This is a genomic window from Photobacterium pectinilyticum (assembly GCF_024357955.1).
Classification (GTDB): domain Bacteria; phylum Pseudomonadota; class Gammaproteobacteria; order Enterobacterales; family Vibrionaceae; genus Photobacterium; species Photobacterium pectinilyticum.
This window is the reverse complement of the sequence record NZ_JANEYT010000001.1, coordinates 148,871-163,111: the sequence shown is the minus strand read 5'-3', so window position 1 is coordinate 163,111 and position 14,241 is coordinate 148,871. Positions and strand designations below refer to the sequence as shown.

Here is a 14,241-nt window from a genome sequence, read left to right as displayed (position 1 = left end):
TGCGCACAAAAACAAACAGCAGCCGAAGCTGCCGTTTTACCGTGAAGAGGTGAAATTAGTTCGACTTAATTTGTGGCGTCAAATGTTCACATACATGACGGGCAAAACCGCTACCGGCTTCATGGTAAATATTGAAGGCAGCATCGACTCCTAGTGCTTTGAGCTCTTCTTCGTCATCACTGTATTTGGCGATAGCGGCGATTTGGCCTTGGTAATTTCGCTCACGGATTTGCTCGAGGGCAAAATTATTGGCTTGGCTGTGCGGCATGGCAAGTAGGATCAGCTGGATATTTTGCTTGGAGATCACTCGGGCCCAAAAATCTGAGTCAGTTGCATCGCCGTGAATGACATGGCGGCCTTGAGCTTGGTGTAGCTCAACAGAGTCTTCTCGGGCCTCGACACCGATGATCTTATTGCCGTAGGTTGCAACCAGCTCGTCATAGGCCCCACTGCCAATCCGGCCCATCCCCAAGATCAGAATTTGCTTATTTCCCAGATCAATCAGGCGATCACTGACATTGAGTTTTTCAGGTTCAAATTCCTTGAGCCACTTTGAGGCTCCTTTGTACAGGCGATGCCCCAAGCTGTTGAGCGGGGCGGCAACAAGAAATGAGAGGGAGACCGCAATCGCGATAGCGACCAAGAAGCTGCCTGGAAGCATCCCCATCTTGTAGGCGAGACCGCCGACGATAAGACCAAATTCACTGTAGTTAAACAGAGTCAGGGTACCGAGCAGGGAGGTGCGGACCCGGTATCGGAACAAATTAAAGATAACGTAGTACAAAATCCCCTTGATCGGTAGCATGAGCATCAGTAGCAGTGCCATCAGTAATCCGTCGAGCGTCGGCTGCTCTGCCAAGCCAATGTTGAGGAAAAAACAGACTAGCAATAGCTCTTTAAGGTTGAACAGCGATTTTGACATCTCTGATGATTTGGGATGGGCAGCGAGCATCATGCCCATGATCAGCGCGCCGAGATCTGCCTTCATTCCGACGAATTCAAACAGGCCGGCACCGGCGACTAGCGCGAGGAAAATACCATAGAGCACCAGCATTTCACCGTGCCCGGCACGGTCAAGGATTTTAAACAGCGAAGGGCGCAGCAGTGGCAGGGCAAACAAGGCAAGGGCTGTGATTTCAGGGATCTTACCGGTCGACACGGTCAGGAAAAGCACCGCGAAGATATCCTGCATAACCAGGATCCCGATGGCTAGGGTACCGTAAGTTGCGTTGAGCTCGCCTTTTTCCTGTAGTGCCTTGATGGCAAATACGGTACTGGAGAACGACAGAGCAAAAGCAAGCAAGGCAATTTGCGCCACATCGAGACCTGCCATCATACCAACCCCTAGTTGCTTTAGGGCAAGTAAAGCGAGGGTAAACAGGCCGGTCGTAAGCAGGTTGTGCAGGGTGGCCCCCCCCCAAATTTCTTTGGTTAGCAGGGTTTTGACATCGAGCTTTAGGCCGATGGTAAAAAGCAGTAGTGTTACACCGAGATCAGCCAGGGTCGATAATACCGGGGTTGATTCATAGCCTGCGGTATTCAGGGCAAAGCCGGCGACAAGGAAGCCCACGAGCGGGGGCAACTTGCACCTAAGTGCGATAAAGCCAGCCAAGAAGGCGGCGATGATGTAGATAAGTTCCATGCTAGGCTGACATTCCTTTATGGTTTTTCGCCAGGCCAAATATGGATAAATTAGATGTGTGGACTGGCTGTTGGGTATGTACCTCTATCGATGAGGGTACTTTATTGACGGCAAAATATAACACGAAGGGCAGTCTTCTGTCTGAAGTCTGCCCTTAATATTTTGTAACAGGATGAACAATCTGAAAAGCTATCTTATTGCTTTGTTTTTCGCTTTACCCTTTGTTTTCGTTACTCTTCTAGCAAGCGTTGCAGCAAGACACCGTTAAGCATCGCACGCTTGATCATCGAAAATGCACCGATGGTCGGCTGGGTGTAGAGCACTGATTCAACGATTGGCAAGTCTTTGTTAAAGGTCGAAAGTGACTGGGTTTCCACGCAGCGGCGAATCGCCGGAAAAATCACATCTTTAGCTTGGGTAATATTACCCGCAACGATAATTTTCTGGGGGTTAAACAAGTTGATGGTCATTGCCAGGGCTTTGCCCAATTGATTACCCACCTTGATTAATGCTTGGCTTGCCAGTTCGTCGCCCTTATTGGCTGCTTCGCAGATGGCTGGCATGGTGACATCTTCCAGCTCTTGCAGTGAACTCGGGTAGCCTTGGTCAAGCAGGGCTTGAACGTGGCGGATAATCGCCGGATCGGCAGCGACGGTTTCTAGGCAGCCAAAGTTGCCACACTGGCACTTGTCGCCAAGTGGGTCGATCTGGATATGACCTATCTCACCGACATTTCGGTTAAAGCCCAAGAAGACCTGACCGTTGACGATGATCCCCGCACCGGTACCGTGGTGGACACTAACCAAAATAGAGTCTTTGCAGTCTTTGCTCGAACCGAAATAATGCTCAGCCAGTGCCAAGCCGCGGATGTCATTGCCGACAAAACAGGCAACACCGTATTTGTCAGTGATAATTTCCGACAACGGCAAGTTATCGACATCAATATGTGGCATGTACTCCACCACACCACTTTCCGGATCAATCAGGCCCGGTAGGGTAATCCCGAAGGCAACCAGTTCGCGCAGGATATTCTGGTTATCGGCAATGAACTTGCGGATATGTTCAAGCAAGCCATCAATAAGTCCTTGCGCGTTGGTATAGTGGAAAGAATGCGCTGTACCGACAATGTGCTTGCCGCTGAGATCATAAATCGTTAGCTCGATGTAGTTGCGCCCAAGACGAATCGCAATCGAGTGGAAAGGTGCTGACTCTGTGGTCAGCGAAATTGCACGCCGGCCTCCGGTGGAAGCCTGCTGCGCGACCTCTTTAATCAAGCCGCGCTCCAGCAGTTGGCGGGTGATTTTAGTAACACTTGCAGGTGCAAGCTGACTGATATCAGCAACCTGGATTCGAGATATAGGGCCTTGCAAGTCGATGAGCCGGTAAACAGCTGCACTATTCAGCTGTTTTACCAGATCAACATTACCTATTTGTCCGCCTGTCATAGTTAATTCTGCTCGTATTCGCCGTTAACAACAGTCGCCTGAACCTTGTAGTCACGATCAAAAATGGCTAAGTTTGCAACCATGCCTTTTTTGATGGCACCCAGTTTCTGATCAACGCTGATAGCGCGAGCAGGGTAGAGGGTAGCCATTCGAATCGCTTCGTCCAGGGCGATACCTGCATGTTCGACACTATTCTGAACCGCTTCGATCATTGTGAGTGCCGAACCACCAAGTGTGCCATTTTCATCAACACACTTACCATCACGGTAATATACTTTCTTGCCGACAAAAATAAAGTGATCCATGTCTGCTCCTGCAGGTGCAGTTGCATCGGTGACCAAAACAAGTTTGTTGCCTTTCATACGGTGGGCCAGGCGGATGTTGGCATAATCGACATGGAAACCATCAGCAATCACACCGGTATAGACCTCTGGCGTGTCATAAATGGCACCGACCATGCCTGGCTCTCGACCGGCCATAGGGGTCATAGCATTGAACAAGTGGGTAGCGAAACTGATCCCTGACGCAAAGCCTTTGCGGGCTTCGACGTAAGTGGCATTGGTGTGACCTGCAGATACTACTATCCCGGCTTCAACCAATTGCTCAATATGGCTATGGTCGTTTTGCTCCGGCGCTAGGGTTACCTTGGTCACCACATCGGCGTTTTCGCATATGGTGTTGATCATTGCATTGTCAGAGCGGCGGATATGGTCAACAGAGTGGATACCTTTTTTCATCACATTCAGGTAAGGACCTTCGAGGTGCAAGCCCAGTGAATGGTTTTGGTATTGACCCTGGTAGTCGCGCTCGGCAGCGATAGCTGCTTTCATATCTTCGTCTGAAGAGGTGATCAGCGTTGGCAGAAAGCTGGTGCAGCCTGATTTCAGGTTGGCACGGTGCATGGTATGGATCGTGTCGGCATTGATCTCATCATTGAGCATGACTCCACCACAGCCATTCAGCTGAAGGTCAATAAAGCCAGGTGTCAGATTGGCACCCTCAAGGTCGCGGATTTCAATATCAGCAGGAAGTTCAGAAACGGGGCAGACAGCGTGAATGTTCACGCCGTCAATAATGACGGCGTGGTTATTCAGCACATCGCTACCGGTGTAAATACGACAATGGGTTAGCGCGTACATGAATAACTCCTTGATTATAGATGTTTGATGTTTTCAGCTTCAAGCTCACGGAAGTACTTCACTGTTTTCACTTTTAGCTCTTGTGTGGATGGTTCATCGCACACAAGAAGAGACTTAGGGTGAAGCTGAAGCGCAGACACTGTCCATAAGTGGTTAACTGAGCCTTCTACCGCCGCTTGTAGCGCTAGGGCTTTATTGTGACCGGTTACGAGTACCAAAATTTCGGCTGAATCCAGTAGGGTACCGACACCGATGGTCAGTGCGTATTTCGGTACTTGGTTGATATCGCCATCGAAAAATCGGGAGTTCGCGATGCGGGTATCTTCCGTCAGGGTCTTAATGCGGGTACGAGAGGCAAGAGAAGAGGCGGGCTCGTTAAAGGCAATGTGGCCGTCGTTGCCCACGCCGCCCATGAATAGGTTAATTTTGCCATATGACTTAATTTTCTCTTCGTAACGTAGGCATTCAGCGTCGTGATCTTCTGTGTTGCCGTTAAGCAAATTGATGTTTTCTTTTTTAATATCAACATGATTGAAGAAATTGTTGAACATAAAGCTATGGTATGACTCTGGGTGGTCAGCAGGGATACCAATGTATTCATCCATGTTGAAGGTAACAACATGCTTGAAGCTTACTTCGCCTGCTTGATAAAGCTCGATAAGACGCTTGTACGTAGCTAGCGGGGTGCCACCTGTTGGTAGGCCCAGCACGAAGGGACGTTCCGCTGTTGGCTTAAATTTGTTAATACGATCAGCAATATAGCGGGCTGACCACAAACCTACATCTTTAGCTTCATTCAGTGGGATTAGTCTCACAGTGACACCTCATTCCAAAATTAAATTACAGTCAAATCATAGCGTGATATCGCATTTGTTTCGCATGATAAAATAAGTTTTATGATCGAGCTAGCAAAATCGCCTGCTAATTGCCCATACTGGTGATTAAGATCACAAATGACGACCTTTTAATTTGCGGGGCGAAATAAAATTCTTAAACTGCAAGTAACTTAATCGGATAACTAAAATAAGTTATCCAAATCGATTCTAAGAAAACCATAGGGGGAACTAAGGGTGAATATTCTTGGATATTTTCAAAAAGTAGGTAAAGCATTGATGGTGCCAGTCGCCACGCTTCCTGCAGCTGCAATTCTAATGGGTATTGGTTACTGGATTGATCCGAACGGCTGGGGTGCGAACAGTGCACTGGCAGCCTTCTTGATTAAAGCTGGTGCCGCAATCATCGATAACATGTCTGTACTGTTTGCCGTTGGTGTTGCTTACGGTATGTCTAAAGATAAGGACGGTGCCGCGGCACTATCTGGTTTCGTTGGCTTCCTTGTTGTTACCACACTACTTTCTCCGGGCGCAGTTGCTCAGATTCAAGGTATTGACGCAAGCGCTGTTCCAGCGGCCTTCGGCAAAATCAACAACCAATTTGTTGGTATCTTGGTGGGTATCGTGTCTGCTGAGATCTACAACCGCTTCTCACACGTTGAATTGCATAAAGCACTGGCATTCTTCTCTGGTAAGCGTCTTGTACCTATCTTGACCTCTTTTGCTGGTATCTTTATTGCCTTCGTACTAATGTACGTATGGCCAACAGTTTACGGTGGTCTAGTAAGCTTCGGTGAAGGTATTCAGGGTATGGGTGAGCTAGGTGCGGGGATCTACGCATTCTTCAACCGTCTGCTAATCCCTGTGGGTCTTCACCACGCACTGAACTCTGTATTCTGGTTCGACGTCGCGGGCATCAACGATATCCCTAACTTCCTAGGTGGCGCGAAGTCAATTGCAGAAGGCGTTGCAACCCCAGGTGTTACTGGTATGTACCAGGCTGGTTTCTTCCCAATCATGATGTTTGGTCTACCAGGTGCGGCGCTAGCGATCTACCACACTGCTAAGTCAGAGAACAAAGATAAAGTTGCATCAATCATGATTGCTGCAGGTTTCGCTTCATTCTTCACCGGTGTTACTGAGCCGCTAGAATTCTCATTCATGTTCCTAGCACCAGGCCTATACGTACTTCACGCATTCTTAGCGGGTATCTCTGTATACATCGCAGCGTCAATGCAGTGGATTGCAGGCTTCGGTTTCTCTGCAGGTCTGGTTGATATGGTTCTATCAACACGTAACCCGCTAGCGGTTAACTGGTACATGCTGATTGTACAGGGCCTAGTATTCTTCGGCCTATACTACGCAATCTTCCGTACGGTTATCGTTAAGTTCAACCTGAAGACGCCTGGCCGTGAAGACGAAGATGAAACAGCATCGAATGCAGGTGGTTCTCAGGAAACGGGTGAGCTAGCTAAGCAGTACGTTGTTGCTCTAGGTGGTGTATCTAACCTAGAAAACATCGATGCATGTATTACTCGTCTACGTCTAACGCTAAAAGACAGCAGCCTTGCTGATGAGAAGACATTGAAAGCACTGGGTGCAATGGGTGTGGTTAAACTGGGTTCTAACAACCTACAGGTTATCCTGGGCCCTCTAGCTGAAATCGTTGCTGGTGAGATGAAGAAAGTCTCTCCAAGTGAAGATCTATCAGCGGTAAAACTGCCTTAATGACTTTTTCTTAAGTCATAGATAACGACTTTATCGGCCTCCAATCGGAGGCCGATATTCCATCAGACTCAATAGTCACCTGCGACCATACACTTCAAAGAAACGCCTTCCTTTCAGGTTTGTGCCTGCGGTTTTCGCTTATTGTTATGTTTGTTTTCCCTGAAGGCTATCAGCGGTTGGTGCTGTACTGGGGGCCGTTGCATATGAAAATCAGCATGCCGGGTTTGGCGCGGCAATATTCGACTGATGTCGGGGGCAGAGGTACGTGCAGTGAGTGCGGACCGCCAGCGTTTTCGTCGCTCAGTCACGCTGTAATTGCAATTGGCGGGGCTAACCTTGCCAGTTTCGACCTATTCTTTTAGATACCCCGTGCTATTACGGGGTTTTTTTATTCATATCGACAAACAATGTACACTATTTGTTGAGTCGGCCCCTATATTTATGGATCATAGGGGACTTAAAAATCCTGTAAGCACACGAGGTCTAATTGATGAGTGAATCTGAAGCTCGTCCAACTAACTTTATCCGCCAGATTATTGATGCGGATTTAGCTAGTGGCAAACATACAAGCGTACATACCCGATTCCCGCCGGAGCCGAATGGTTACCTGCACATCGGCCATGCTAAATCTATTTGTTTGAACTTCGGTATTGCTCAGGACTATCAGGGTCAATGTAATCTTCGTTTTGATGATACAAACCCTGAGAAAGAAGACATCGAATACGTTGAGTCTATTAAGAACGATGTTAACTGGTTGGGCTTTGAGTGGAGCGGTGAGATTTGTTACTCATCGAACTACTTCGATAAGCTGCACGGGTTTGCTATTGAATTGATTAATAAAGGCTTAGCGTACGTTGATGAGCTAAGTCCAGAGCAAATGCGCGAATACCGTGGCACTCTTACCGAAGCCGGTAAGCACAGCCCGTACCGTGATCGCAGCGTAGAAGAAAACCTTGAGCTGTTCGAGAAAATGAAGAACGGCGAAATTGAAGAAGGCAAAATGAGCCTACGCGCTAAAATCGACATGGCATCACCGTTTATGGTGTTGCGTGATCCGGTTATTTACCGTGTGCGTTTTGCCACTCACCACCAAACCGGTGACAAGTGGTGCATCTATCCGATGTACGACTTCACCCATTGTATTTCGGATGCGCTAGAGGGCATTACGCACTCTATCTGTACCTTGGAATTCATGGATAACCGTCGTCTTTATGACTGGGTGCTGGACAATATCACTATTGATTGTCAGCCTCGCCAGTACGAGTTCAGCCGCTTGAATCTTGAGTACACAGTGATGTCTAAGCGTAAGCTTAACCAGCTGGTAACCGAGAACCTGGTAAATGGTTGGGACGATCCGCGTATGCCAACTATCTCGGGCTTGCGTCGCCGTGGTTTCACTTCAGCGTCGATCCGTGAGTTCTGTAAGCGTATTGGTGTGACCAAGCAAGATAACACCATTGAAATGAGCTCGTTGGAATCTTGTATCCGTGATGACCTGAACGAGAACGCACCGCGTGCGATGGCTGTTCTGGATCCAGTAAAAGTTGTGATCGAAAACTTCGATGGCGACGCTGAAATGCTGGAAGTGGCTAATCACCCGAACAAGCCAGAGATGGGGAGCCGTCAGGTACCGTTCACTCGTGAGGTATACATCGAGCGTGAAGACTTCCGCGAAGAAGCGAACAAGAAGTATAAGCGTTTGGTGCTCGGCAAAGAAGTTCGCCTGCGTGGTGCGTATGTGATCAAGGCTGAGCGTATCGAAAAGGACGAAGAGGGTAATATTACGACTATCTTCTGTTCTTACGATAACGAAACCTTAGGTAAAAACCCAGCGGATGGCCGCAAGGTTAAAGGCGTGATCCACTGGGTATCTGCAGAGCAGGGTATCCCAGCTGAAATCCGTTTGTACGACCGCCTATTCACAGTGCCAAACCCAGGTGCAGCAGATGACTTCGTCTCTGTGATCAACCCTGAGTCACTCAGCGTGATGAATGGCGTGGTTGAACCATCATTGATTGAAGGTGAAGCGGAAAAAGCGTTCCAGTTCGAGCGTATGGGTTACTTCTGTGTCGACAGCAAAGACTCTTCGAAAGAGAAGCTAGTCTTCAACCGCACTGTTGGCCTGCGTGATACTTGGGCGAAGATTGGCGACTAAGCTTCCCTGAGCCTGATAAGAAAAAACCAGCCTATTGGCTGGTTTTTTTATTTGTGTACAACAACAAAAACGCGGCTGCTTGAGTGGCCAAGTGTTGAGATCCTGGCCTTATTGTTTTTTACTTGGGCCTAATTATTTTTTGTCGTGTAGTGAACTGTCTTCTTGGCAGTTGCCCTCTGCACAGTGACCGTACAGGTACAGGCTGTGGTTGGTAAGGCGAACATTGAAGCTAGCAGCGATTTCTTTTTGGCGCTCTTCGATGATGTCATCAGAGAACTCAATAACTTTACCACAGTCTAGGCATACTAGGTGGTCATGGTGATGCTGTGTTGCCAGTTCGAATACCGATTTACCGCCTTCAAAGTGGTGACGCGTAACAATGCCTGCATCGTCAAATTGGTTTAAAACGCGGTATACCGTCGCCAAGCCAATTTCTTCACCGATATCGATTAGCTTCTTATACAAGTCTTCAGCACTGATATGCTGGCAATCCGGCTGCTGTAGCACTTCCAGAATTTTTAGGCGTGGAAGGGTTACTTTCAGGCCAGCTTGTTTTAGTGCGTGATTGTTATCTGACATTGGAGTTTCCTATTGGCTACCCGCACCCTCATGATACGGTAGTCTTGCTCTTCTTTCCTCATTATAAGTGACCACAAGGTAACAATAAACCTAAAAACAGGTCAATCTTGCTGATATCTAACTTTTCTTTTTGTTGCCTGATTGTTGTGGGAATGTACATTTGCGAGGTAAAGCAAGCTCATCGTATCCGTTGTGACGAGTATTTTCGTATACCTATTTTTCCGACCGTTAATTGTTAACTTTGCCCTGAATATAAGGCCTTCCTTCTGGGGTTTGGGAATACGTATTGTTTGCATTTCTGATGATTACCGAGATGTACGGATCAAGCTAAAGTTAATATTGTGGAATAAAAATGCTAATCATACTCAATACGTCGTTGGGGTTTTTCGCTGACCGATCCGGTGTGCGCCTTGATGCTAATAGGGAACCTCGGTAAAGAATATTTCGTTTGGATATATCCAGATTGGTATAAGTTTTTCAGATATAAAAATGCCGGGCATCAAGCCCGGCATTAAGTCTCAGGTCGATAAAATATTAGTCAGCAAGCTCTGCTAGGCACATTTCATCAAAAATCTGGTTGACCCACTTCTGGACACGCTCTTCGGTCAATTCTGGCTGACGGTCTTCGTCAACACACAGGCCAATGAAGTGGTTGTCGTCTACCAGAGCTTTAGATGCTTCGAACTCAAAGCCTTCAGTCGAGAAGTGGCCAACGATAGTCGCGCCACGACCTTCCACGATTTCACGTACTGTGCCCATCGCATCACAGAAGTATTCAGCGTAGTCTTCCTGATCACCACAGCCAAAGATAGCAACCAGTTTGGTTGAGAAGTCGATTTGCTCTAGCTCTGGGAAGAAGTCATCCCAGTCACACTGTGCTTCACCGTAGTACCAAGTTGGGATACCTAGCAGCAGTAGGTCAAAGTTGTCGATATCTTCCTTGCTGCATTTTGCGATATCTTTGACTTCAACTAGCTTTTTGCCCAGCTGTTTCTGGATCATTTTAGCGACCGCTTCTGTGTTACCAGTGTCGCTACCAAAGAAGAGTCCTACACTTGCCATAGTAGAAATTACCCATTATTAATGTTTGACCGTTAGCTTGCTTGCCAACGTATAGAAATAGCCTTGTCAGGAGTTACCCTGATGGTCAATGATCGCGGTAAGTAAAGTCAGCACGCTGCTGCTTTTGGCAATCAATGACAGTATTCGTTAAGTATTAACCGATGCCTGCGCCTTCCCAGCTGATTTGGATCAGGCCTTTGGTTACAAAACCGGCACACCCAAGGAAAAGAACCAGCCAGACGATTTTTCGGCCAAAAGGCGGAACATTGCCTTGTTTTAGCACGTCTTTAATGGCCATGCCGATAAAGAAAAATATCGCGGCAAAGAGCAAATCTAGCCCAATAGATTCAAGCAAATCCATGTGCTCATACAACATCTGTGTCTCCTTTCCACATTATCGTCACTTTTGAGCCAGGCGCGCACTATATCATAGACAATACCCGCCTGTTAACGCTAAGCAGCCTGCAAGAAGTTCAAAATGATACGATTAACCGTTTCAGGTTTTTCAGCATGCAACCAGTGGCCAGTATTGGCCACCAAGTGTGCCTTAGCATTGGGAAATTGGGTACCAATCGCTGCGCGGTGTTCCGGTAGAATATACTCAGAATTCTGGCCCTTGATAAATAAGGTCTTGCCAGTGAACGGTGCGATATCTTGCCAGCCCATGATAGTGCCATAGTTGGCAATCAGACCTTCGACATTGAAGCGCCAGTCAAACACACCGCTTTCTTGTTTGGCAAAGGATTTGAGCAGGAACTGGCGAACACCCGGCTCAACCACATGCTTAGCAAGCAAAGGTTCGGCTTCACTGCGTTTGCTGACGGTGTGGCGAGAGACTTCGCGCAGCCCGTTGAACACGTTTTCGTGGCGGTGGACGTGGTAGTGAACCGGAGCCATATCCAAGACCAACAAATGGTTGATCCGGGCAGCGGCGAGCTCGGTTGCTGCCATTGCCACCTTGCCGCCCATAGAATGACCAATCAGCGAGAAGCGCTCGATGTCGAGTTGGTTGATAACGGTAAGGATATCCTGTGCCATTTCGCGGTAGGTGAACTGATTGCTGTGTGGGGAGCGGCCATGATTACGCAGATCAACGCTGATCACTTTATATTTATCTTTCAATGATCTGGCCATTAGGCCAAGATTATCAGCGCTGCCAAACAGGCCGTGGATCAAGACGATCACATCGCCTTGCCCATCGACTTGGTAATGAAGATTCACAGACTATTTTCTCTTGTAGTTAACGCTTTACCGTAGAGTATAACCTCGGATCACGTTATAATCTCTCGGTGATTTTTAAACGGAACGATAATGAACACTACGATGAAGACTATTGAGGTAGACGAAGAGCTATATCGTTATATCGCGAGCCAGACCCAGCACATTGGTGAAAGTGCCTCGGATATCCTGCGCCGCTTGCTGATGGTGCCTGACCATCAATCTGTTGCGACCTTGCAACATGATGTAGTCATGCCCGTACGTCCTAAAGGGGTCGTGGTGAGCAAAGATGCGGGCAACGTGGTACCTAATAATGATCGCGTGAAAGAAATGCGTTCGTTGCTGATTTCTGACGAGTTTGCTGTGCAGGAAAAAGCGATTGGCCGATTTATGTTGGTATTAACCTCGCTTTATCGTATTGATCCTCAAGGCTTCTCTGAAGCGGCTGCTATTAAAGGGCGTACCCGTATTTATTTTGCCGATACTGAAGAGAAGCTGCTAGCGAGTGGCAAAACCACTAAGCCTAAGCCAATTCCGGAAACACCTTTTTGGGTGATCACGAACACGAATACAGATCGTAAACGTCAGATGGTTGAACAGCTGATGGTCAAGATGGGCTTCGGTGGCGACATCATTGAAAAAGTTTGCGGTGAAATTTAACCGGCATTATGTCAATTTAGTTTTTACAAGGATACGTTAATGGCTATTCATCCTCGTGCGGGGCAGCGCGCCCTGCAAGAAGATATGCACAATATTCCCGCGTTGGTGGCAAATTATTTCCTGATTGAGCCAAGCGCTCAAAATCCGCAACAGAAGGTCGCATTTGGTACTTCTGGCCATCGTGGAACTGCCGACAAAGGAACCTTTAACCAGCACCACATTTGGGCTATTACCCAGGCTGTGGCTGAAGTTCGAGCTGCCAACGGCGTAACAGGTCCACTTTTCCTCGGTAAAGATACCCACGCACTGTCTGAGCCAGCATTTACCTCGACGCTTGAAGTATTGGTCGCTAATGGTGTGCAGGTTGTGATTCAGCAAGATAATGGCTATACCCCAACACCGGGTATTTCCCATGCTATTTTGTGCCACAACAAGGTACAGGAAGACAAAGCCGACGGTATTGTTATCACGCCATCGCATAACCCACCGCAAGACGGTGGGATCAAATATAACCCGGTCCATGGTGGCCCGGCGGAAGGTGCACTGACAACAGCAATCGAAACTCGTGCCAATGAAATCATTGCAGCGGGTATGGCTGATGTTAAGCGCGTACCAATCGCAGACGCTTTTGCTAGCGACCTGGTTGAAGAGCGTGACTTGGTGGCACCTTACGTTGACGATCTGGTCAATGTTATTGATATGGCCGCGATCCAGAAAGCCAACCTGAAAATTGGTGTTGATCCACTAGGTGGTTCAGGCATTGAGTATTGGCGTCAGATTGCTGCGCATTACGGCTTGGATCTTACGCTGGTGGATGAGTCTATCGACCCGTCATTCCGTTTCATGTCTTTGGACAAAGATGGTGTGGTGCGCATGGACTGTTCGTCGCCTTACGCGATGGCTGGCTTGCTGGCACACAAAGACAAGTTCGACTTGGCATTCGGTAACGACCCTGATTATGACCGTCACGGTATTGTGACGCCTGCTGGCCTGATGAACCCTAATCACTTCCTAGCGGTATGTATTGACTATCTTTACCGCCACCGCCCTGATTGGGCACAGGAAGTTGCTGTTGGTAAAACATTGGTGTCCAGTGCGCTGATCGACCGCGTTGTTGCTGATCTTGGCCGCGAGCTTTGCGAAGTACCGGTAGGCTTCAAATGGTTTGTTGATGGTATTTACAGCGGCGAGCTTGGTTTCGGTGGTGAAGAAAGTGCGGGAGCATCATTCCTACGCATGGACGGCACACCTTGGTCTACCGACAAAGACGGTATCCTGCTTTGCTTAGTTGCGGCAGAAATCACCGCTGTAACGGGTAAGAACCCGCAACAATACTACGAAGAGCTGGCTGCCAAACACGGTGCGTCTGAGTACAACCGCCTGCAGGCTGTAGCTAACGGTGAGCAGAAGGCGGTACTGAGCAAGCTGTCTCCAGAAATGGTTGCCGCTGAAACGTTAGCGGGTGATGCGATCACTGCACGCCTGACGCATGCGCCAGGTAACGGTGCTGCGATTGGTGGTCTGAAAGTGACGACTGAAAATGGCTGGTTTGCTGCCCGTCCGTCAGGTACGGAAGATATCTACAAGATCTACTGCGAGAGCTTCAAAGGCAAAGAACACTTGGCTTTGCTTGAGAAAGAAGCGCAGGAAATTGTCAGTAAGGTATTTGCCGACGCTGGCCTGTAACTTTTCGCTGTTCTTTCGCGAATGGTATTGAAAGCGCCCGTTAATAGCGGGCGTTTTTTTATGTCTGTATCTTTGGCTATTGGCTATTGGCTAT

Annotated in this window: 12 protein-coding genes and 1 pseudogene; 5 read left to right on the top strand and 8 right to left on the bottom strand. The window is 48.1% G+C overall.

Going from position 1 to position 14,241, the window contains the following annotated elements; genetic code table 11:
* Positions 1 to 55: 55 nt before the first annotated feature.
* The 4 genes from NHN17_RS00730 to nagB form a co-directional block, all read right to left on the bottom strand.
* A complete protein-coding gene (locus NHN17_RS00730) occupies positions 56 to 1,642 on the bottom strand; it encodes a cation:proton antiporter domain-containing protein (protein ID WP_255040178.1) in 1,587 nt (528 codons plus the stop codon).
* Between the two features lie 230 nt (positions 1,643 to 1,872).
* Positions 1,873 to 3,087: a DNA-binding transcriptional regulator NagC gene (gene nagC, locus NHN17_RS00725; RefSeq protein WP_255040177.1), complete on the bottom strand. Its 1,215-nt coding sequence runs from the start codon at positions 3,085 to 3,087 to the stop codon at positions 1,873 to 1,875.
* 2 nt (positions 3,088 to 3,089) lie between these two features.
* Complete coding sequence (gene nagA, locus NHN17_RS00720) at positions 3,090 to 4,226, bottom strand: N-acetylglucosamine-6-phosphate deacetylase (RefSeq protein WP_255040176.1); 1,137 nt, start codon at positions 4,224 to 4,226, stop codon at positions 3,090 to 3,092.
* Between the two features lie 14 nt (positions 4,227 to 4,240).
* On the bottom strand, positions 4,241 to 5,041 hold the full coding sequence (gene nagB / locus NHN17_RS00715) for a glucosamine-6-phosphate deaminase (protein ID WP_255040175.1): 801 nt from the start codon (positions 5,039 to 5,041) through the stop codon (positions 4,241 to 4,243).
* A gap of 255 nt (positions 5,042 to 5,296) precedes the next feature.
* Here nagB and nagE point away from each other — a divergent pair, with 255 nt between their 5' ends.
* Positions 5,297 to 6,787 (top strand): N-acetylglucosamine-specific PTS transporter subunit IIBC, encoded by a 1,491-nt coding sequence (gene nagE / locus NHN17_RS00710; RefSeq protein ID WP_255040174.1) that lies wholly within the window; start codon positions 5,297 to 5,299, stop codon positions 6,785 to 6,787.
* Between the two features lie 490 nt (positions 6,788 to 7,277).
* Complete coding sequence (gene glnS / locus NHN17_RS00705) at positions 7,278 to 8,942, top strand: glutamine--tRNA ligase (RefSeq protein WP_255040173.1); 1,665 nt, start codon at positions 7,278 to 7,280, stop codon at positions 8,940 to 8,942.
* A gap of 132 nt (positions 8,943 to 9,074) precedes the next feature.
* On the opposite strand, the gene fcrX is transcribed toward glnS, so the two are convergent.
* Complete coding sequence (fcrX, locus tag NHN17_RS00700; protein ID WP_255040172.1) at positions 9,075 to 9,521, bottom strand: ferric iron uptake transcriptional regulator FcrX; 447 nt, start codon at positions 9,519 to 9,521, stop codon at positions 9,075 to 9,077.
* A 201-nt stretch (positions 9,522 to 9,722) separates the two neighbouring features.
* Here fcrX and NHN17_RS00695 point away from each other — a divergent pair.
* Positions 9,723 to 9,973, top strand: a pseudogene (locus NHN17_RS00695) (DUF4442 domain-containing protein); the annotation flags it as partial.
* An 82-nt stretch (positions 9,974 to 10,055) separates the two neighbouring features.
* Here the strand turns inward: NHN17_RS00695 and fldA are convergent.
* The 3 genes from fldA to NHN17_RS00680 all read right to left on the bottom strand — a co-directional run bounded on the left by fldA (position 10,056) and on the right by NHN17_RS00680 (position 11,804).
* Positions 10,056 to 10,583: a flavodoxin FldA gene (fldA, locus tag NHN17_RS00690; RefSeq protein ID WP_107350255.1), complete on the bottom strand. Its 528-nt coding sequence runs from the start codon at positions 10,581 to 10,583 to the stop codon at positions 10,056 to 10,058.
* A gap of 154 nt (positions 10,584 to 10,737) precedes the next feature.
* Positions 10,738 to 10,959 (bottom strand): DUF2788 domain-containing protein, encoded by a 222-nt coding sequence (locus NHN17_RS00685; RefSeq protein ID WP_255040171.1) that lies wholly within the window; start codon positions 10,957 to 10,959, stop codon positions 10,738 to 10,740.
* Positions 10,960 to 11,036: 77 nt separating this feature from the next.
* A complete protein-coding gene (locus NHN17_RS00680; RefSeq protein ID WP_255040170.1) occupies positions 11,037 to 11,804 on the bottom strand; it encodes an alpha/beta fold hydrolase in 768 nt (255 codons plus the stop codon).
* A 102-nt stretch (positions 11,805 to 11,906) separates the two neighbouring features.
* On the opposite strand from NHN17_RS00680, the gene seqA reads away from it, so the two are divergent.
* Together seqA and pgm are read left to right on the top strand one after the other, a co-directional pair.
* Positions 11,907 to 12,461 (top strand): replication initiation negative regulator SeqA, encoded by a 555-nt coding sequence (gene seqA / locus NHN17_RS00675; protein ID WP_255040238.1) that lies wholly within the window; start codon positions 11,907 to 11,909, stop codon positions 12,459 to 12,461.
* A 39-nt stretch (positions 12,462 to 12,500) separates the two neighbouring features.
* Positions 12,501 to 14,147, top strand: coding sequence for a phosphoglucomutase (alpha-D-glucose-1,6-bisphosphate-dependent) (gene pgm, locus NHN17_RS00670; RefSeq protein ID WP_255040169.1), 1,647 nt, complete (start codon positions 12,501 to 12,503; stop codon positions 14,145 to 14,147).
* The last annotated feature ends 94 nt before the right edge of the window (positions 14,148 to 14,241 follow it).